Annotated in this window: 16 protein-coding genes; 5 read left to right on the plus strand and 11 right to left on the minus strand. The window is 70.9% G+C overall.

Features of this window, described 5'->3' with window-relative positions; all coding sequences use genetic code 11:
• Positions 1–68 precede the first annotated feature (68 nt).
• From ABZ016_RS07660 to ABZ016_RS07670, 3 genes are all read right to left on the minus strand, one after another.
• Positions 69–1,034, minus strand: a complete 966-nt coding sequence (locus tag ABZ016_RS07660) for a M20/M25/M40 family metallo-hydrolase (RefSeq protein WP_356915622.1) — start codon at positions 1,032–1,034, stop codon at positions 69–71.
• Between the two features lie 11 nt (positions 1,035–1,045).
• Positions 1,046–3,814, minus strand: coding sequence for a hypothetical protein (locus ABZ016_RS07665; RefSeq protein WP_356915623.1), 2,769 nt, complete (start codon positions 3,812–3,814; stop codon positions 1,046–1,048).
• A gap of 210 nt (positions 3,815–4,024) precedes the next feature.
• Entirely contained in the window at positions 4,025–5,023 is a 999-nt protein-coding gene (locus ABZ016_RS07670; RefSeq protein ID WP_356915624.1) for a LacI family DNA-binding transcriptional regulator, read from the minus strand.
• Positions 5,024–5,133: 110 nt separating this feature from the next.
• On the opposite strand from ABZ016_RS07670, the gene ABZ016_RS07675 reads away from it, so the two are divergent.
• Positions 5,134–6,297, plus strand: a complete 1,164-nt coding sequence (locus tag ABZ016_RS07675; protein ID WP_356915625.1) for a Gfo/Idh/MocA family oxidoreductase — start codon at positions 5,134–5,136, stop codon at positions 6,295–6,297.
• Between the two features lie 9 nt (positions 6,298–6,306).
• On the opposite strand, the gene ABZ016_RS07680 is transcribed toward ABZ016_RS07675, so the two are convergent.
• Positions 6,307–6,918 (minus strand): TMEM175 family protein, encoded by a 612-nt coding sequence (locus ABZ016_RS07680; RefSeq protein WP_356915626.1) that lies wholly within the window; start codon positions 6,916–6,918, stop codon positions 6,307–6,309.
• A gap of 64 nt (positions 6,919–6,982) precedes the next feature.
• Positions 6,983–8,014 (minus strand): LacI family DNA-binding transcriptional regulator, encoded by a 1,032-nt coding sequence (locus tag ABZ016_RS07685; RefSeq protein ID WP_356915627.1) that lies wholly within the window; start codon positions 8,012–8,014, stop codon positions 6,983–6,985.
• A 109-nt stretch (positions 8,015–8,123) separates the two neighbouring features.
• Here ABZ016_RS07685 and ABZ016_RS07690 point away from each other — a divergent pair, with 109 nt between their 5' ends.
• The 3 genes from ABZ016_RS07690 to ABZ016_RS07700 all read left to right on the plus strand — a co-directional run bounded on the left by ABZ016_RS07690 (position 8,124) and on the right by ABZ016_RS07700 (position 11,172).
• Positions 8,124–9,281 carry a phytanoyl-CoA dioxygenase family protein gene (locus ABZ016_RS07690; protein ID WP_356915628.1) on the plus strand — a complete coding sequence of 386 codons (1,158 nt, stop codon included), beginning with the start codon at positions 8,124–8,126 and terminating at the stop codon, positions 9,279–9,281.
• Between the two features lie 7 nt (positions 9,282–9,288).
• A complete protein-coding gene (locus ABZ016_RS07695; RefSeq protein WP_356915629.1) occupies positions 9,289–10,065 on the plus strand; it encodes an SDR family oxidoreductase in 777 nt (258 codons plus the stop codon).
• A gap of 102 nt (positions 10,066–10,167) precedes the next feature.
• The gene (locus tag ABZ016_RS07700) at positions 10,168–11,172 is read left to right on the plus strand and encodes a Gfo/Idh/MocA family oxidoreductase (protein ID WP_356915630.1); all 1,005 of its coding nucleotides are present in this window, start codon (positions 10,168–10,170) and stop codon (positions 11,170–11,172) included.
• Between the two features lie 18 nt (positions 11,173–11,190).
• On the opposite strand, the gene ABZ016_RS07705 is transcribed toward ABZ016_RS07700, so the two are convergent.
• Positions 11,191–11,796: a GPP34 family phosphoprotein gene (locus ABZ016_RS07705; protein WP_356915631.1), complete on the minus strand. Its 606-nt coding sequence runs from the start codon at positions 11,794–11,796 to the stop codon at positions 11,191–11,193.
• 132 nt (positions 11,797–11,928) lie between these two features.
• Here ABZ016_RS07705 and ABZ016_RS07710 point away from each other — a divergent pair, with 132 nt between their 5' ends.
• A complete protein-coding gene (locus ABZ016_RS07710; protein ID WP_356915932.1) occupies positions 11,929–12,945 on the plus strand; it encodes a Gfo/Idh/MocA family oxidoreductase in 1,017 nt (338 codons plus the stop codon).
• Between the two features lie 49 nt (positions 12,946–12,994).
• Here the strand turns inward: ABZ016_RS07710 and ABZ016_RS07715 are convergent, their stop codons facing one another.
• Genes ABZ016_RS07715 through ABZ016_RS07735 form a run of 5 tightly spaced genes read right to left on the minus strand, consistent with a single transcriptional unit; the run spans position 12,995 to position 17,959 of the window.
• Complete coding sequence (locus tag ABZ016_RS07715) at positions 12,995–14,023, minus strand: Gfo/Idh/MocA family oxidoreductase (RefSeq protein ID WP_356915632.1); 1,029 nt, start codon at positions 14,021–14,023, stop codon at positions 12,995–12,997.
• Between the two features lie 19 nt (positions 14,024–14,042).
• Positions 14,043–14,945 (minus strand): sugar phosphate isomerase/epimerase, encoded by a 903-nt coding sequence (locus ABZ016_RS07720; RefSeq protein ID WP_356915633.1) that lies wholly within the window; start codon positions 14,943–14,945, stop codon positions 14,043–14,045.
• A gap of 1 nt (position 14,946) precedes the next feature.
• Positions 14,947–15,858, minus strand: a complete 912-nt coding sequence (locus tag ABZ016_RS07725; protein WP_356915634.1) for an ATP-binding cassette domain-containing protein — start codon at positions 15,856–15,858, stop codon at positions 14,947–14,949.
• A gap of 5 nt (positions 15,859–15,863) precedes the next feature.
• On the minus strand, positions 15,864–16,940 hold the full coding sequence (locus ABZ016_RS07730; RefSeq protein ID WP_356915635.1) for an ABC transporter permease: 1,077 nt from the start codon (positions 16,938–16,940) through the stop codon (positions 15,864–15,866).
• Positions 16,940–17,959 carry a sugar ABC transporter substrate-binding protein gene (locus ABZ016_RS07735; protein ID WP_356915636.1) on the minus strand — a complete coding sequence of 340 codons (1,020 nt, stop codon included), beginning with the start codon at positions 17,957–17,959 and terminating at the stop codon, positions 16,940–16,942. Before ABZ016_RS07735 ends, ABZ016_RS07730 begins: the two co-directional genes overlap by 1 nt.
• Positions 17,960–18,145 lie beyond the last annotated feature (186 nt).

Raw genomic sequence — 18,145 nt, forward strand, 5'->3', positions numbered from 1 at the left:
GGGCATACAGGTTGAGACGCACATGATCCGCCCCAGCCAGTGCGCGCCCGCCGACGCCGGTGGGTCGCCTAGCCGGTGGCGTCGAGCGCTTCGGCGAGTACGGTCGCCAGCGTGAACCTCGTGACGTCGGCGAGATACTCGTAGTCGAGCGTGGCCGGCTCGTCGGAGGACTGGTGGTAGTGCGGGTTCCCCTCCCCTTCGTACGCGCCGATCGCCACGTCGCCCCGCGCTTCGAACGGCATGTAGTCACTGGCGTAGATGGGCCCGAGGTGCACCGGCAGCGTCGTGAGGTCCGCCGCCGCCTGCGCCATGACCGCGCCCAAGGCCAGGGAGGCGGCGTCGTTGCCGGGCACGGCGTTCCCCAGGTCGCGCTCCACCGTCACGGCGCCGTCCGCGGGGGGTCTGCCCACCATGTCCAGGTTCACGACCCGGCAGGGTTCGGTCCCCGCGGCGTGCAGCGCCGCCGCGTACGCCGTGGACCCCCACAGCCCCTGTTCCTCGCCGGAGAACGCCACGAACCGGACCGTGCGGGCCAGTGCGACCGGGGCGAGCAGACGGGCGATCTCGAGGGTCGCGGCCACCCCGCTGGCGTTGTCGTCCGCTCCCGGCGCGCGTGCCATGACGTCGCCCAGATCCGCCGTGCGGGAGTCGTAGTGGGCACACAGCACGAGGTCGGGCACGCCCGCCGCCGTGCCTGGCTTGGTGCAGATGACGTTGTCCGCGCTGTGACCGGCGTTGGTCCAGGTCCGTCTGGTCACGTCCGGGTACCCCGCCTCCGACAGCCGGTCCGCGACCTCGTCGGCCGCCGGTCCGATGAGCGGGGAGAAGGTGTGCCGCGTGTGGAAGGCGGCCAGTGTCTCCACGGTGTCGCGCAGCGCCGGTGCCGACACCGCCCCGACCAGCGCGGCGACGGTCTCGTCCGCCCGCTTGCCCGTCGCCCGGCGTTCCGCCGGTACGAAGCGTTCGGCCGGGCTGGGCGGGTTCCCCTTGAGCGGTGGCGCGAGCGGCAGGGCCGCGAGTACGTCATGGTTCATCTCGGCCGTCCTCAGCCGGTGTTGAGCGCGGGCAGGCAGGAGGCGCAGCCGTTGTATCCCCGGACGAGCGCGTCCTCGGCGCGCCGGAAGGGCACCTTGCTGCCGGCACCGAGCCTGGACCAGTGCGGGCAGGTGGAGACGTGCAGTTCATGGCTGTGCGGGTTGCCGAAGAAGAAGTCCTTCAGCTCCTGCACGGCCGTGATCTGGATCGTCATCCGCCCCACGAGCTGCCCGTCCTGGTACTGGGTGGCCACGAACGGATACGACTGGAGGTGTTCCGCGTGGTGGGAGAAGTCGATCGTGAGGTCCGCCGCCACCCGGTCGTCGGGCTCCAGTGTGAACCCGTCGACGACGGCTTTCCCGCCTCCGGACATCTCCAGCGTGGAGCGCACCGGGCCCGGCTCGGTCACGGTGAGCCCCGTCAGCGCCGCGTCCTCGGTGAGGCGGCTCAGTGTGCGGACGGAGAGCCGTGTGTCGTCCGGCAGGGCGGTCGCGTCCAGGTGCCAGGAACCGCTGCTTCGGGCGAGACCGCCGTGCAGCGTGATCGTCGTGTGCGTCTTGCCGCCGGGTGCGGCGAGCTGTGGCGCCACGTTGCGCTGGCCCACGTTGTTGTCGAACCGGACCAGCCGGCCGAGCGGCACCGGTCCGTTGAGGGTGGCGGTGACGGCGGGGTCGGGGGCCCCGTGCACGACGGCGACCAGGCATTCCTGGTCGGCGATCTGCGGAGTCCACACGAGCGGCCCCACCCGAACCGATCCGCCCGCCGGGATCGGCTGGTCGACCACCAGAGTGCCCAGCGACTGGAAGTGCGTGGGCCAGAGCATCCCCGTGCCCGGATCGCACCGGAAGGCCTCCACCTGGAACGCTCCGCTCGCGGCCGCCCGGGTCCCTCGGTTGTGCACCCGCACGTAGAGGTGGTTGGGCCGGCCGTTGACGGGCGGTTCGTGGCCCAGCTCAGGGTTGTCGCCCGTGCTGAGGCCGTTGTTGCGGACCCAGATGTCGGGCGACGTCCAGAACTGGTCGCCGCTCGGCAGGGTGCCTAGGTCGGCGGGGTTGTCGCCGATGTAGACGTCCACCGGCCGCGGAGCCCACAGTCCCTGATGCACGAAGGCCTCGTCCATCACCTTGCTGTAGAGGCCGCCGGTGAGCGTGGAGTCGGCGGCGATGCAGCCCTTGGCCATGCTCACGGCGTGGGCGGCGTCCGGGGAGTCGCTGTCCGGCACGATGAGCAGCATCTCGAGCATCGTCCGGTTGATCGCGTCGGCCGCAGCGACCCGGGCGGCGGGGTCGGGCGAGTCGCCGCCCATGCCCAGGTAGCACCGCCACAGCGCGGTGCCGAGCATCGAGTTGCGCAGGTTGAATCCGAAGTCGCTGAACGCCGGGTCGTCGAATCGTTCGGTGAGGTCGAGCCGGCGCTCGGTGCTCCACCGGTCGGTGGCGTTGTTGTCGAAGGGGAAGGTCTCCGTGCGCCGGTGTCCGCCGGGGTTGAACCGGTCGCGGTAGGTCGCGGGAAGCGCGTCGCAGACGCTGTGCTCGTACGAGGTGGATCCGCCGTGCTGGGCGTCGAGCCAGTCGAACACGCCGTGGGTGTACTCGTGGCCGATGACCCCGAAGTCGCCCGCGTCGGGTGCGCCGCCCTCGCCGAAGCGGATCCGCGGTGGGGTCAGGGTGCCGTGCCACTCGCTCTGGTCCTGGCCGTTGTAGGCCTGGGCGTCGACCTCGACTTTGACCATGTGGGCGTTGAGCGTCGCGTTGCCCAGGCTGCGCAGGTAGCGCGCGAAGCAGTCGAGCCAGTAGTAGGCGTTGGCGCTGAGGAAGGCGCGGTCGGCGGGGTAGGAGCGGTAGGTGAAGTCCGGCGAGGCCTCCTGGGGCTGGGGGAAGGACGGGGGGTCCCAGTCGGTGCACCTGAACCAGTCCCCGTCGAGTTGGAATCCGCCCCCGTCGGCCGGAGCGACCTCGGCCTGCACGTCGTGGCGGAAGGCGTCGAGGGTGGCGGCGCTGGAGTGACCGTGCAGAGTGCCGTCGTCGGACTCGGTGACCGGGTCGGGAAGGAAGACCTTGAGGTCGGCCGTCACGTATTTTCCCACGAGGGCGAGCCAGAGCAGCTTTCCGGAGACGGCATCCAGGACGACACGGAAATGTTCGAAGGGGCCGGTGGTCTCGACGAGCAGATCGTGGACGAGATGGAGGGCGCCGTCGGGCTTCCGCCCCTTCTTCAGCAGGGCGGTCGATGCGGTGGGGTAGTCGTTCTCAGGCAATGCGGGTCGGGACGTGTCCCGCAGATACACGAGTTCGTCCCTGATGACGCCGGCGGATTCGAAATCCTTCTGGAACGGCGCCAGGGCGTTTTTTCGCACGTCGTCGAGCGGGCGGGCCGTGCCGGGGTCGGGGGCGTCCGAGACGTCGACCTCAGCCGAGTGGTCGACCTGGATGACGGCGGCCTGTTTCACATCGGCCACGGCCTGGACGGTGGCGCCCACGACCGGGAGATCTCGGTGGAACTGCTGGTAGCGCACGCGCAGTGTGGCCGCCCCCTCGGCGGAGTCCACCTCGCGCAGGTCGATGCGGTCGGTCCGCAGGGCGTCGGACCGCGCCTTCATGAAGCGGTCGATGGCCTTGCGTGCCGTGGACGCGCGGTTCAGAGTCGCCCCGGGATCCGCGTACGCCCGCAGAACACCGTCGGAATCGGCGTGTTCACCCACTCCCGGAACCATTCTCAGTGGCTTGTCGGCCTCCGGGCCCGGCATGTTCCTCTGCTGGTCGGCAGGGTGCGCATCCATGATGCCTCCTCCAAGCCGCCTTGCCGCACGCGCATTTGGGCTGACGGAAAAAGTCTAGTCCCGGGTTTCAGGACCGGCGACTTGGGAAATCCCGCCGGAATCATCCTCGTTGGCGGGCAACTGATTGACGATTCGACAGTGGAAAACGAAAAGGCGGACCGCTCAGTCATCGGCCCGCTCGGCCGACGCGCCCAGCCGACGGACATCCGGTCAGGGCGGCGGCCCCGTCGTCCCCCGGATCTCCAGCGCCGGCGCCGCCAGATGCAGTCGGCCCTCTCCCCCGGGCCTCTCGAAGCGGTCGAGGAGGAAGCGGGCGGCCCGGCGGCCGACTTCGTGGCCGGCGTTGTCGACGGTGGTGAGCCACAGGTGGCGCAGGCGGGAGATGCTCGTGTTGTCGTAGCCGACCACGGACACGTCGTGCGGGACGCGCAGGCCCAGTTCCTCCGCCGCCGACAGGGCACCGACGCAGGTGATGTCGTTGACGGCGAAGACGGCGGTGGGGCGGTCGGGCCGGCTGAGGAGGCGGACGGTCGCGCGGTAGCCGCCCTCCTCGGTCATGTCGCCGGTCTCGATGACGGCCCGGTCCGCCAGGCCGTGTGCCCGCATCGTCGCCTCGAAGCTGCGGCGCCGCAGTTCGCCGACGGCTCCGTAGCCGGCGAGGTGCGCGATGCGCCGGTGCCCGAGGGCGATGAGGTGCTCGGTGACCAGCCGGGCGCCCTGCTCGTCGTCGCCCGCGACCTGGTCCACCCCGGGCGGCACCGGCTCGCGGGTGCCCGCCAGCACGACGGGCATCCGCCCGGCGACCGCGCCGAGAGCCGCCGGGTCGGGCAGGGTGCCGACTACGACCAGGCCGTCCACGCCGAGATCGAGGAGCGGGTCGGCCGGATCCTGGCCGGTGCGGCGGTTGAGGCGGGCGTCGGCCAGCAGCATGTGCAGACCGCCCGCGTGCAGCAGGGAGTTCAGGCCGTCGAGGAGGTCGACGAACCAGGGGTTGCGCAGGTCGTTCAGGAGCACGCCGACCGTGCGGGTGCGCTGTTCGCTGAGGCTGCGGGCGGCGGCGTTGGGCCGGTAGCCGAGTTCCCGGGCGGCGCGGAGCACGGCCTCCCGCTTCTCGGGGCGTACCTGGTCGGAGCCGCGCAGCACGAGGGAGACCAGCGACTTGGAGACGCCGGCCCGTTCGGCCACGTCACGGATCGTCGGTGGTCTCATGAATGGACCGTTCCATGCGGGTCAGCGGCTTGTCAAAGGGTTGACAGCCGCGGGAAACCGCGCCCAGGGTGGGCTGGACAGGTTCTGGAACGGTCCAAAGAGGGGCTCTCATGGTGGACACGCTCGGCGTCGCCGTCGTCGGATTCGGCTGGATGGGGCGGGTGCACACGCAGGCCTACGCGCGCGTGCGGCACCACTATCCGCAGCTGCCCCTCGTCCCTGAGCTCGTGACGGTCGCCGAGGAGGTACCGGGCCGGGCGGAGGAGGCCGCCGCCCAGTTCGGGTTCGCCTCGACGACGCGGGACTGGCGCGAGGTGGTCGCCGACCCGCGCGTGCGTGCGGTCAGCATCACCGCGCCGAACTTCCTGCACCGTGAGATCGGCGTCGCCATGGCCGAGGCGGGCAAGCACATCTGGATCGAGAAGCCGGTGGGCCTGACCGCCGAGGACGCCGGTGCGGTGGCGGACGCGGTGGCCGAGGCGGGCGTGCAGGGCACGGTGGGCTTCAACTACCGCAACGCACCGGCCGTCGAGGCGGCCCGCGAGCTGATCGCCTCCGGGGAGATCGGCACGGTCACGCACGTCCGCGTCCGGCTGTTCAGCGACTACGCGGCCCATCCCGAGGGTGCGCTGACGTGGCGGTACGAGCGGGAGCGGGGCGGCAGCGGAGTGCTGGGCGACCTGGCCTCGCACGGTGCGGACCTCGCCCGTCACCTGCTGGGCGACATCACCTCGCTCACCGCCGACACGGCGATCTTCCTGCCGGAGCGGGCCCGGCCCACCGGCGCCACGGCCGGTCACAGCCGCGCCTCCGGTGGCGAGCTCGGCCCGGTCGAGAACGAGGACTACGTCAGCTGTCTGCTGCGCTTCGCCTCCGGGGCGCGCGGTGTGCTGGAGGCCTGCCGGGTGTCGGTCGGCGAGCAGAACAACTACGGCTTCGAGGTGCACGGCACGAAGGGGGCGGTGTTCTGGGACTTCCGCCGGATGAACGAGCTGGGTGTCAGCCGCGGCACGACGTACCAGGACCAGTCCGTCACCACGGTGTACGTCGGCCCGGGCCACGGTGAGTTCGCGGCGTTCCAGCCGGGGGCGGCGAACGCCATGGGGTACGACGACCTGAAGGTCGTCGAGGCGTACCGGTTCCTCCGGTCGGTCGCCGAAGGCACACCGCACGGGGCGACGCTGCGGGATGCCGTGCACAGTGCTGCCGCGCTGGACGCCATGGCGCGATCGGCGCGGAGCGGCACCTGGGTGGAGCTGCCCGGGCGGGGGTGAGGCCGCGCCTCAAGCGGGGCCCTGGAGCCGCCGTCCCAGATAGACCTTGATCGGGACGAGGACGAGCCACAGCCACATGATGCTCGGCCCGGTCACCAGGGCCAGGGGAACCGTGGCGACGAACACCACCACCGACGTGGCGCTGTCGAGGAGGTAGAGCGCGGTCGCCGCCTCGGAAGGCCTGTCGTGGCGGAGCCAGGGGCGTTTCATCAGGAGCGCGGCCACACCGAGGTGGCAGGCGCCGAGCGCGGCGACCGCCCCCGCGTAGACGGCGACCGACACCGGCTGAGCCCCGTACTCGGCGATCAGCCTCGTCGGAAAGGGCACGAGCGCGGCGACGCCGAGCCCGACCACGGAGACGGTGATCACCTGGCCGTCGACCTCCCGGACGTCCTGGAAGATCTGTCGGTGGTCGCGCCAGAAGCTCCCCAGGACCGCGACACTCAGCGCATAGGCCCCGAAATCGGGGAGCAGTTCGCGCAGGGCCGCCCGGTACGCGGCGGGAGCGAGATCCCGGGGCACTGAGAGATCGAGTACGAGCAGCGTGATGGCGATGGCGAACACACCGTCGACCAGAGCCACCAACCGCTCAGGGCCGCCGTCCGGGCGCGAGGTCCACATGGGCCTGACGGTAGGGGCGGGGGCGGGTTCCCTCCCGGATCCACGCCCGGCCACCCCGCCCTGATCACACGGCCGCCTGCGGCGGCATGTTGTACGGCGTCACCACCTGGATCGCCGAGGGCAGGGTCGGTCCCGCCGGCGGCAGGGCGCCGTGGGCGCGCATGACGATGTGGCAGGCCTCGCGGACGTCCTGGCGCAGGTCGTGGTGGAGCACGGCGGACAGGCGGTGCTCGCGCAGCAGCCGGGTGTTGTCGTGGTCGAGATCGTGCGCGACGAAGACGGCGCACTCACGGCCGAGATCGTCGAAGGCGCGGAGGGTGGCGATGTTGCCGCCGCCGATCGAGTACACCGCGCGGATGTCCGGATCGCGTTCCAGCGCGGCCCGCACCAGCTCGTACTGGGTGACGTCGAGCCCCTGCCCCCCGGCGATCTCCACCAGCGTGCGCGCGGGGTGGCGGGCCCGCATCACACCGCGGAAACCCATCTCGCGCTCCTCCTCGTTGCGGAAGAAGCCACTGCTGAGGCTGGTGAGGATGTTGCCCGGCCGATCGCCCAGCCACTGGCCCATCAGGTACCCGGCCGTCGCCCCCGCGGCCCGGTCGTCGATACCGACGTAGGCCTGGCGGGCACTGGCGGGCAGGTCGGTCACCAGCGTCACGACCGGGATGCCGGCGGCTTCGAGCCGGCCGACGGCGGCGGTGACCTCGGGGACGTCCGGGGCCTTGAGGATCACGCCCTGGGAGCCGCGCCGGGCGATCCGGTCCAGGATCCGCACCAGCTCCCCGGCCGGCCCGGTCTCCCGGAAGTGGAAGCGCGAGCGGAGCACCGCCGGATGCAGGGACGGCAGCTCGGTCTCCAGGGCGGCCCGGATCGCGGTGGTGAAACGCTCCGGCGCCTGCATCACGATGTCGACCATGAACGTCCGGCCGACGAGCCGGACCTGCGTGCGCTGCCGGTCCAGGTCGGCTATGGCCCGGCGCACCTCCTGCGCGGTGCTCTCCCGCACCCCGCCACGGCCGTTGAGGACCCGGTCGACGGTCGCCTCGCTCAGGCCCGCCTGACGGGCGATCTCCCGGATCGGGAACGGGTGGCCCATACGCAGGCTCCTTGAGGGGTTTTTGATGGGTCGCTGCTGGTTGTTCGAGGGGTTTGTACTGACAAGAATGACAGGGCTCCGTCGCTCCGTGACCCCCGAAGGGACGACGATGTCCTTCACTTCCGTCCACCACCGCGCCTGGCTGTCCGAGCAGCACTGCGATCTGGACGCGTTCCGCGCGCTGGTCGAGCAGGCCACGGACCCCGCCGACTATCCGCACGCCTCCGCCGTGGAGCGCAACGTGCCGGTCTACGACAGCGGCCTGCTCGAAGGCGACCGCGTGATCCAGTCCGAGCTGGTGCGCGCCCTCGCCGACGGGCCGGGCATTGTCGTCTTCCGCGGCGCCTTCCCCGAGGCGGAGGTCGTCGACCGGGCCACCGCCGTGTTCGAGGCGCTGATCGCCGAGCAGCGCGCCTCGGGCGCGACGGCCGGAGACCACTTCGCCAGGCCGGGCGCCAACGACCGGGTGTGGAACGCGCTGGAGAAGGCGGCGCTGTACGACGCGGAGGCGTTCGCCGACTACTACGCCAACGACATCCTCGCGCTCGTGGCGACGGCCTGGCTGGGCCCCGGCTACCAGGTCACCTCCCAGCTGAACGTGGTCAACCCGGGCGGCGCGGCCCAGACCGCGCACCGCGACTACCACCTGGGCTTCCTGTCCAACGAGGTCGCCGCCGCCTACCCGGCGCACGTGCACCGGCTCTCTCCCGTGCTGACCCTCCAGGGCGCCGTGGCGCACTGCGACATGCCGGTCGAGTCCGGGCCGACGATGTACCTGCCGCACTCGCAGAAGTACGAGCCGGGCTATCTCGCCTGGCGGCTTCCCGAGTTCCGGGCGTACTTCGAGGCGCACCAGGTGCAGCTGCCGCTCGCGAAGGGCGACGCGGTCTTCTTCAACCCGGCCCTCTTCCACGCCGCCGGCACCAACCGCTCGGCGGACGTCCGGCGCATGGCCAACCTGCTCCAGGTGTCGTCCGCGTTCGGGCGGGCGATGGAGACGGTGGACCGGGAGGCCGTGGCGAACGCCGTCTACCCGGCGCTGCTCAAGCGCAAGGCCGAGGGCCGGGACCAGGCGTGGCTGGACCGGGTGGTCGCGGCGAGTGCCGAGGGCTACCCCTTCCCGACCAACCTCGACAGCGACCCGCCGGTCGAGGGCCTGGCCCCGCCCTCGCAGGCGGACCTCGTACGGCGGGCGCTGCGCGAGGAGTGGACGCCGGAGACGCTCCGTTCGGAGCTGCGGGCCGGTACCGAACGGCGAGAGAGCTGAGGAACTCATGGGACTTCTCGACGACAAGGTCGTCCTGGTCAACGGCGGCAGTCAGGGGGTCGGCGCCGCCATCGCGCGGGCCGCGTCCCGCGCGGGGGCGGTCGTGGCCGTGACCGGGCGGCGTCCCGAGCCCGGCGAGGCCCTGGTGGAGGAGGTGATCGCCGCGGGCGGCAAGGCCATGTACGTACGGGCCGACCTGTCGGACGCCGAGCAGGCGAAGGCCTCCGTGACCCGGGTCGTGGAGGCGTACGGCCGGGTCGACTGCCTGGTGAACTCCGCCGGTCTGACGTCCCGGGGGACGCTGCTGGACACCACGCCCGAACTGTTCGACCAGCACATCGCGATCAACCTGAAGGCGCCGTTCTTCGCGATGCAGGCCGCGGTCGCGGACATGGTGGCGCGGGGGGCGCCCGGCACGGTCGTCAACATCATCACGTCGTCGGCGCACGGGGGGCAGCCGTTTCTGGCGCCGTACGTCTCGGCCAAGGCGGGGTTGATCGGGCTGACCCGGAATGCCGCGCACGCCCACCGGTGGGACCGGGTCCGGATCAACGGCCTCAACATCGGCTGGACGGCGACCGAGGGGGAGGACGCCACGCAGAAGGCGTTCCACGGGGCCGGGGACGACTGGCGTGACCAGGCCGCCGCGAAGCTGCCGATGGGCAAGCTGGGCCAGCCGGACGAGATCGCCGAGTTCGTGGTCTTCCTGCTGTCGGACCGGTCCGGGGTGGTCACCGGGTCGGTGATCGACTGGGACCAGAACGTGCTGGGAGGACTCGACTAGCAATCTGCCGCGCTTTGTCCGTCTGTCGCGTGCGGCGCCGTCGTGGCTGGTCGCGCAGTTCCCCGCGCCCCTGAGGGCGTGCACCACACCAAGGAGCAATTCATGCGTATCGGAATTCTCGGCCTCGGCCGCATCGGCGCGTTCCACGCCGAGACCCTCTCCGGGCTCGACTCGGTCGACTCCCTCGTCGTCACCGACCCGTTCGCGGGTGCCGCCAAGGCCGCCGCGGAGCGGTTCGGGGCCGAGGTCGTGGACTCGCCCGAGGCCCTGCTGGCCGCGGGCGTGGACGGCATCGTCGTCGCGGCGGCGACCGACGCGCACCCGGCACTGATCCTCGCCGGGGTCGAGGCCGGTGTCCCGGTCTTCTGCGAGAAGCCCGTCGCCAAGACCATGAGCGAGGGCGTCGAGGTGCTCAAGGCCGTGCGCGGCAGGGACGTGCCGATCCAGATCGGCTACAACCGGCGTTTCGACACCGGGTTCGTCAACGCCCGCGCCGCCGTGCAGAGCGGCGAGCTCGGCAAGCTGCACACGGTGCGGTCGACCACGCTGGACCCGGCGCCGCCGCCGGCCGCCTACATCGCCGCCTCGGGGGGCATCTTCCGCGACTGCTCGGTGCACGACTTCGACATCATCCGCTGGGTGACCGGCCGTGAGGTGACGGAGGTGTACGCGATCGGCGGCAACCGCGGTGCCGACTTCATCAAGGAGGCCGGCGACGCCGACACCACCGGCGCGATCCTCACGCTCGACGACGGCACGATCGCGGTCGTCTCCAACTCCCGGCACAACGCCCGTGGTTACGACGTCCGCATGGAGATCCACGGCTTCACGGACTCCATCGCCGTCGGCCTCGAGGACAAGCTGCCGCTGCGCTCGGTCGAGCCGGGCGTGACCTTCCCGGCGGGCACGCCGCACGACTTCTTCATGGACCGCTTCACCGCGGCCTACCGTGCCGAACTGATCGCGTTCACCGAGGTCGTCGCCGGTACCCGCCCCTCCCCCTGCACGATCGAGGACGCCCTGGAGGCGGGCTGGATCGCCGACGCGTGCACCCTGTCGCTGCACGAGCACCGTCCCGTGACCATCGAGGAGGTACGGGTGGGCTGACGTGGAGGCCGCCGCGGCTCACGCACCGCGCCAGACGTTGGCGAACGCGTCGTCCTCGATGGCCCGGCGGCGGCGGACGGCGTCCAGCTCCGTCACGGCGTCGACCACCGCGGCGAGCACGGCCTCGGCCGCTTCGTCGGGCGCCGGAAGGTCCTCGGGCACCTCGTCGCGCACCCCTACCGCGGCCGCGAGTGTGGCGAGCACCGGCTCGTCGGTCGCCCGGCGGTGCCGGGCGCGCTGCCGGGCAGGTGACTCGACCGGCGTCGGCCAGGTGGTGCTGCGGAAGGGGAGCCAGGACGCCCGGGGCCGTGAGACGAGCCCCTCTTCCTCCAGCGCGGTCAAGTACTGCCGGGCCAGTCCACGGCCCCTGCGCCACAGCCAGTCCTCGATCGGCTCGTACGGCTTGTCGCGCACGAGTGCGGTCGCGGCCCGGTCCAGCAGCGGGTCGTCGAGGGGCGGTGCCAGGCGGGGCACGATGCGGTCGCCCTCCAGCGTCACCACCTCCGCACCGAGCAGGTCGATCACCTCGGCCCCGGCCAGCCCGAGCGACAGCTCGCCCTGCGTCACCGGCCGGCTCGTGGCCGCGTCCATCGCCACGATCATCAGGTCGCGTGCTGTGCCCATCACGGCTCCCCTCGAAGGCACTGATCACGCTACGCCGCTGCCGCCCGCGGGGCGACCAGGATCTTTGTGCACACTGTCGACGCATGAGCACCGTACCGTGACGATCCAGGAGACATGGCAGACATGGCAGACATGAGCGAACCAGTCCGGGAACCACTGCGCATAGGACTGCTGGGAGCCGCGCGGATCACCGAACGCTCCCTGATCGCCCCGGCCCGGGCGACCGGCCACCGACTCGTCGCGGTGGCCGCCCGCGACCGTGCCCGCGCCGAGGCGTTCGCCGCCGAGCACGGTGTGGAGCGGGTGGCGGGTTCGTACGCCGAGCTGGTGGCCGATCCCGAGGTCGACGTCGTCTACAACCCGCTCGCCAACGGCCTGCACGGCCCGTGGAACCTGGCCGCCCTCGCGGCGGGCAAGCACGTCCTGTCGGAGAAGCCGTCGGCGAGCAACGCCGCGGAGGCGGCAGAGGTACGGCAGGCCGCGGAGAAGGCCGGGACGGTCTTCATGGAGGCCTTCCACTACCTCTACCACCCCGTCACCCGGCGCCTGCACGAGCTGCTGGACTCCGGCGAACTCGGAGAGCTGCGGCACGTCGAGGCGATGGTCGCCATCGCCGCGCCGCCGGACACCGACCCGCGCTGGTCGCTGCCGCTGGCCGGCGGCGCCCTGATGGACCTGGGCTGCTACAGCCTGCACGCCCTGCGCATGCTCGCGCCCTGGGCGGGCGGCGCGCCACGCCTGGCCGGGGCCCGGGGTGAGGAGCGCGCGGGCGCGCCCGGCGTCGACGAGTGGCTGGACGCCGACCTGGAGTTCCCCGGCGGCGCGACCGGCTCGGCCCGCTGCCACATGGCGTACGACGGGCTGGACATGAGCATCCGGGTCGTGGGCTCCCGGGGCGAGGCGAGGGCGGCGAACTTCGTGCTGCCCCAGGAGGACGACCGGATCGTGGTCCGTACCCCGGAGGGTGAGCGCACGGAGCACCTCGGGACGCGCTCGTCGTACACGTACCAGCTGGAGGCGTTCGCCGCCCGGGTGCGGGACGGGACGCCGCTGCCGCTGGATCCGGACGACGCGGTGACGACGATGGAGCTCATCGACGCCTGTTACCGCACGGCCGGGTTCGAGCCCCGGCCGCGTACCAGGATCTGACACCCGCACGGAAAGGGCCCGGGGTGTGGCCCCGGGCCCTGTTCACGGTTCACTCGTAGAGCGAGGGTCTGCCGACCAGATCGATCTCGACCCGGCCGCCGTCCTCCAGGGCGCGGACCCCCGCCTCGCACACCGCCGCCGCGGCGTAGCCGTCCCAGGCGCTCGGGCCGGTGACCTCGCCTCGGCGGGTGGCGTCGACCCAGGTCTGGATCTCCTGGTCGTAGGCCGTCTCGAAGCGTTCGGTGAAGTCCTGGGCGATGGTGCCGCCCCAGCGGCCGGCCATGTTGGTGACCAGGGCGTGGCCGTCGCCGATGCGGGCGGTGCCGCGCTCGCAGACCACCTCGGCCTGGACCTGGTAGCCGAAGCCGCAGTTGACGAAGATCTCCACGTCGGAGAGGGCGCCGCCGTCGGTCTCGAAGACGACGAACTGCGGATCGCGCAGCCCCTCGGGGGCGTTGGCGGACGGGGTCGGCCGCAGCACGGTGACCGCGGTGATCTCGTGGCCGAGCAGCCAGCGGGTCGCGTCGGCCTCGTGGGCGACGGAGTCGCTGATGAGCATGGAGCTGGTGAAGAAGGGCGGGCTGGCCGCGTTGCGGTGCCGGTTGTGCACCATCAGCGGGCGGCCCAGCTGGCCCGTCGCCAGCAGGGCCTTCAGCTTCACGTACTCGGGGTCGTAGCGGCGCATGAAGCCGACCTGGACCCGGCGGTGGCCGAGGCGCAGTTCGGCTTCGAGGACGCGCAGGGCGGAGGCCGCGTCGGGGGTGAGCGGCTTCTCGCACAGGACGGGCAGATCGCGCTCGAAGGCTTCGAGCAGCGTGGCCTCGTGGGCCGGGCCCGGGGAGGCGATCAGGACGGCGTCGACGTCGGCCGCGGCCATCGCGGCGGCCGGATCGGTGTAGGCGGTACAGCCGTCGACGCGGGAGGCGACGGCCTTCGCCCGTTCCGCGTCGACGTCCACGACGGCCGTCACCCGTGCTCCACTGGTGACTTGGTGGATGCGGCGCACATGGTCGGCGCCCATCCGTCCGGTACCGATGACTGCTACACCAAGGGCTGTGGGGGTGGCGCGCTCAGTCATGGGCCGTCCTTTCGGGTCGTCAGGCGCCGCAGGACCGGAGGAACTTGCGGGTGCGCACCGCGATCGGCAGCGGCTTGTCCGGCTCGCAGGGGTACATGTCCTGCTCGACGATGGCGAACAGGTCCACGCCCAGCTTCTGGGCCGCGGTGAGGACGGGACCCAGCTCCGGGACACCGGCGGGCGGTTCGCACATCACACCGCGCGCCACCGCGGGGCCGAACGGCACCTCGTTCTTCACCACGTCCGCGAGGATCTCCGGATCGACCTGCTTGAGGTGGAGGTAGCCGATGCGCTCGCCGTACGTCTCGATCAGCTTGACGCTGTCACCGCCGCAGTAGGCGTAGTGCCCGGTGTCCAGGCAGAGGTTGACCGCGTCGGAGTCGGTCGAGTCGAGGAACTGCTCGACGTGTTCCTCGGTGTCGATGTGGGTGTCGGCGTGCGGGTGGACGACGATGTCCAGGCCGTACCGGTCCTTCACCTCGCGGCCGAGGCGCTCCATGCCGGTGGTGAGGTTGCGCCACTGCTCGGTGGTGAGCTCCGGGGCCTCCAGGATCTCGGCGGTCTTGTCGTCACGCCAGAAGGACGGGATGACGACCAGGTGCTTGGCGTCCATGGCCTGGGTGAGGGCGGCGACCCTGCTGACCTGCTCCCAGGTGGAGTCCCACTCGGAGGGGCCGCGGTGCAGTCCGCAGAAGATCGTGCCGGCGGAGACCTTGAGGTTCCGCTTGGTCACCTCGTCGGTGAGCCGGGCCGGGTCGGTGGGCAGGTAGCCGTACGGACCGAGTTCGATCCACGAGTAGCCGGCCTCGGCCACCTCGTCGAGGAAGCGTTCCCAGGGCACCTGCTGGGGGTCGTCGGGGAACCAGACACCCCAGGAGTCGGGGGCGGAGCCGACCCGGATGCGGTCGAGCGCGAGGGCCATGTCAGGACTTTCCTTCCGAAGACGTGGCTACGGGGGCGGTGAGGTCTCCCGCTTCGGGGAGTTCCTCGACGTCGACGCCGTGGACCTGTGCCAACTCGTGCTTGAGGGAGGCGAGTTCGGCGCCGCCGGCCATGTGGTTGGTCAGCTCTTCGAGGCTGACGTCGGCGCGGGAGGCGGAGAGTTCCATGGTGCCCAGGCGCAGGACGCTGAAGTGGTCGCCGACCATGTAGGCGTGGTGGGGGTTGTGGGTGATGAAGATGACGCCGAGGCCCTTCTCGCGGGCGGCGGCGATGTACTTGAGCACCACGCCGGACTGCTTGACGCCGAGGGCGGCGGTGGGCTCGTCCAGGATGAGGACGCGGGCGCCGAAGTAGACGGCGCGGGCGATGGCCACGCACTGGCGCTGACCGCCGGAGAGGGTGCCGATGGGCTGTTCCATGTCGTCCAGGACGATGCCCATGGCGCGCAGCTCTTCGTCCGCGGTCTTCTTCATCTTCTCGATGTCGAGACGGCGTACGGGCCAGGGGCCCTTGGTGATCTCGGAGCCGAGGAAGAAGTTGCGCCAGACCGGCATCAGCGGGACGACGGCGAGGTCCTGGTAGACGGTCGCGATGCCCTTGTCGAGGGCCTCGCGCGGGGTGGAGAAGCGCACGGGGGCGCCGTCGACGAGGAACTCGCCCTCGGTGTGCTGGTGCAGCCCGGAGATGATCTTGATGAGGGTGGACTTGCCGGCGCCGTTGTCGCCGAGGACGCAGGTCACCTTGCCGGGGTGCACGGTGAGGTCGACGCCGTGCAGGGCGCGGATGTTGCCGTAGGACTTTCCGGCGCCGCGCAGTTCCACGAGGGTGGGGTCGTCGGCGGGCGGGGTGTCCTCGAGGACGGCCCCGTGGGTGCCGGATTCTTTGCTGGTCATTGCGGTCACCTCCGGGTCGCCGTGCGCTGGACCCACAGATTGATGAGGACGGCGCCGAGGAGCATCACGCCGAGGAAGGCCTTGAACCAGTCGGGGTTCCAGCCGGCGTAGACGATGCCCTGCTGCACCATGCCGAACATGAAGGCGCCGAAGACCGGGCCGATCGCGCTGCCGGAACCGCCGGTCAGCAGACAGCCGCCGATGACGGCCGCGGCGATGTAGATGAGCTCCTGGCCCACGCCCTCGCCGGACTGCACGGTGTTGAAGGAGAACAGCTGGTGCATGCCGACGAACCAGGCGCCGAAGCCGACCAGCATGAACAGGGAGATCTTGGTGAAGGTCACCGGGACACCGACGGCCCGCGCGGACTCCTTGTTGCCGCCGACCGCGAAGATCCAGTTGCCGTACTTGGTGCGCAGCAGCACCCAGGTCGCGAGGGCCGCGAACACCAGCCACCACACCACCGTGATCTTTACGTTGACCCCACCCACGTTGAAGGTCGAGGCGAAGATCTTCTGCGCCTGCGTGAAGCCGTCCATGTCGCTGATGTCGTCGGTGGCGACGTTGTCGGTGACCAGCTTGGTCACCGCGAGGTTCACGCCCTGGAGGATCAGGAAGGTGCCCAGGGTGACCAGGAAGCTCGGCAGGCCGGTCTTGACCAGCAGCCAGCCGTTGAAGGCGCCGATGCCGAGCGACACCGCGAGGGCGACGATCACACCCACCCACACGTTCAGCGTCAGCTGGTAGCTGAGCATCGACGCGGTCAGCGCCGAGGTGATCACGGCGACACCGGCCGACAGGTCGAACTCGCCGCCGATCATCAACAGCGCCACGGGCAGCGCCATGATCCCGATGGTCGAGGACTGGTACAGGATGTTGGCCATCGAGCTGCCGTCGCGCACGGGCGGGGCGGCGAACAGGAAGAACACGAGCACCGCGACGGCGCCGAGGAAGACGCCGACCTCGGGCCGGGCGAGCAGCCGCAGCGCCAGCGGGCGCTGCCGTGTCCGGCCGTCGGACTGCTTGGGGCCGGGGGCCGGCGGTGTGTCCACCGCCGGCGTGGCCTGCTGGGTCATGCTCATCACCGGGTGCCCTTCGCGGCGAACTCCCCGATCTTGTCCACGTTGGACTTGTCGACGAAGGCCGGACCGGTCAGCACGGGCTGCTCACCGCCGCCGCTGTAGTTGCCGTTGTTCTTGTAGAGCCACAGACCGTCGACGGCCAGGTAGCCCTGGAGGTAGGGCTGCTGGTCGACGGCGAACTGGATGTCGCCGGCCTTGATGGACTTGATCAGGTCCTTGTTGAGGTCGAAGGTGGCGACCTTCGCCTTGCTGCCGGCGTCCCCGACCGACTGCACCGCGGTCAGCGCGAAGGGCGCGCCGAGCGTGACGACGTAGTCGATGGAGGGGTCCTGCTTCAGCTTGGCGGTGATCGTCGACTTCACGGCCGGCATGTCGGTGCCGTTGACGTTCTGCGGGTCGACCTTGCCCTCGAAGGTCTTCGCCACACCGTCGCAGCGCTGCGTCAGGCCGACGTTGCCCTGCTCCTGCATAACACAGAGGACCTTCTTGGCGCCGACCTCGTTGAGCTTCTTGCCGAAGGCCTCGCCGGCCACGGACTCGTCCTGGCCGAAGAACTCCAGCATGTTGAGCTTCTTCCAGTCGCTCAGACCGGAGTTGAGCCCGACGACGGGTATGCCGGCCTTCTCGGCCTTGCCTATGACGCCCTTGAGGGCGTCCGGCTTGGCGAGGGTGACGGCGATGCCGTCGACCTTCTGGTCGATCGCGTTCTGGACCAGGTTGGCCTGGTTGCCCGCGTTCGGGTCGGCGGAGTAGACGAGCTTGATGTTGTCCTTGGCGGCTGCGGCCTCGGCACCCTTGCGGACGGTGTCCCAGAAGGTGTCGCCGGGCGCCTGGTGGGTGACCAGGGCGACGGTCATGCGCGGCGTGGTCGCCTTGCCGGCGGAGGCGTTCGCGGCGCCTTCCTCGGACTTCTTGCCCCCGGAACTGCTGGAGCAGCCGGCGAGGGTCAGGGCCGCCACCGCGGCCACGGCGACGACGGGCGCGATCCTGCGAGAGCGGGGGTGAGAAGAGCGGTCCATCTTTCCTGGCACCTCACTGTGCTACTGCGGGGGAAAGGGGAGGGGATCACGAGGATCCGTGGTCCCGGAGCCTTACGGAGTCCGGATCATGATGCCGCAAACACACTGTTGCGATGCCACGGGATCCAAGTCCCTGCCGCGCTCGCTGTCAATACTTTGTTAAGACATCATTTCACAAGCAGGTCC

This window comes from Streptomyces sp. NPDC006372, from assembly GCF_040612515.1.
In the GTDB taxonomy this organism is placed as follows: domain Bacteria; phylum Actinomycetota; class Actinomycetes; order Streptomycetales; family Streptomycetaceae; genus Streptomyces.

Bases quoted from the DNA above. Each gene is read 5' to 3' on its own strand.
- ABZ016_RS07705 (WP_356915631.1), bottom strand. From the start codon at position 11,796: ATGGGCACAGCACGCGACCTGATGATCGTGGCGATGGACGCGGCCACG.
- ABZ016_RS07710 (WP_356915932.1), top strand. From the start codon at position 11,929: ATGAGCGAACCAGTCCGGGAACCACTGCGCATAGGACTGCTGGGAGCC.
- ABZ016_RS07720 (WP_356915633.1), bottom strand. From the start codon at position 14,945: ATGGCCCTCGCGCTCGACCGCATCCGGGTCGGCTCCGCCCCCGACTCC.
- ABZ016_RS07665 (WP_356915623.1), bottom strand. From the start codon at position 3,814: ATGGATGCGCACCCTGCCGACCAGCAGAGGAACATGCCGGGCCCGGAG.
- ABZ016_RS07725 (WP_356915634.1), bottom strand. From the start codon at position 15,858: ATGACCAGCAAAGAATCCGGCACCCACGGGGCCGTCCTCGAGGACACC.
- ABZ016_RS07670 (WP_356915624.1), bottom strand. From the start codon at position 5,023: ATGAGACCACCGACGATCCGTGACGTGGCCGAACGGGCCGGCGTCTCC.
- ABZ016_RS07735 (WP_356915636.1), bottom strand. From the start codon at position 17,959: ATGGACCGCTCTTCTCACCCCCGCTCTCGCAGGATCGCGCCCGTCGTC.
- ABZ016_RS07660 (WP_356915622.1), bottom strand. From the start codon at position 1,034: ATGAACCATGACGTACTCGCGGCCCTGCCGCTCGCGCCACCGCTCAAG.
- ABZ016_RS07690 (WP_356915628.1), top strand. From the start codon at position 8,124: ATGTCCTTCACTTCCGTCCACCACCGCGCCTGGCTGTCCGAGCAGCAC.
- ABZ016_RS07675 (WP_356915625.1), top strand. From the start codon at position 5,134: ATGGTGGACACGCTCGGCGTCGCCGTCGTCGGATTCGGCTGGATGGGG.
- ABZ016_RS07685 (WP_356915627.1), bottom strand. From the start codon at position 8,014: ATGGGCCACCCGTTCCCGATCCGGGAGATCGCCCGTCAGGCGGGCCTG.
- ABZ016_RS07715 (WP_356915632.1), bottom strand. From the start codon at position 14,023: ATGACTGAGCGCGCCACCCCCACAGCCCTTGGTGTAGCAGTCATCGGT.
- ABZ016_RS07695 (WP_356915629.1), top strand. From the start codon at position 9,289: ATGGGACTTCTCGACGACAAGGTCGTCCTGGTCAACGGCGGCAGTCAG.
- ABZ016_RS07700 (WP_356915630.1), top strand. From the start codon at position 10,168: ATGCGTATCGGAATTCTCGGCCTCGGCCGCATCGGCGCGTTCCACGCC.
- ABZ016_RS07680 (WP_356915626.1), bottom strand. From the start codon at position 6,918: ATGTGGACCTCGCGCCCGGACGGCGGCCCTGAGCGGTTGGTGGCTCTG.
- ABZ016_RS07730 (WP_356915635.1), bottom strand. From the start codon at position 16,940: ATGAGCATGACCCAGCAGGCCACGCCGGCGGTGGACACACCGCCGGCC.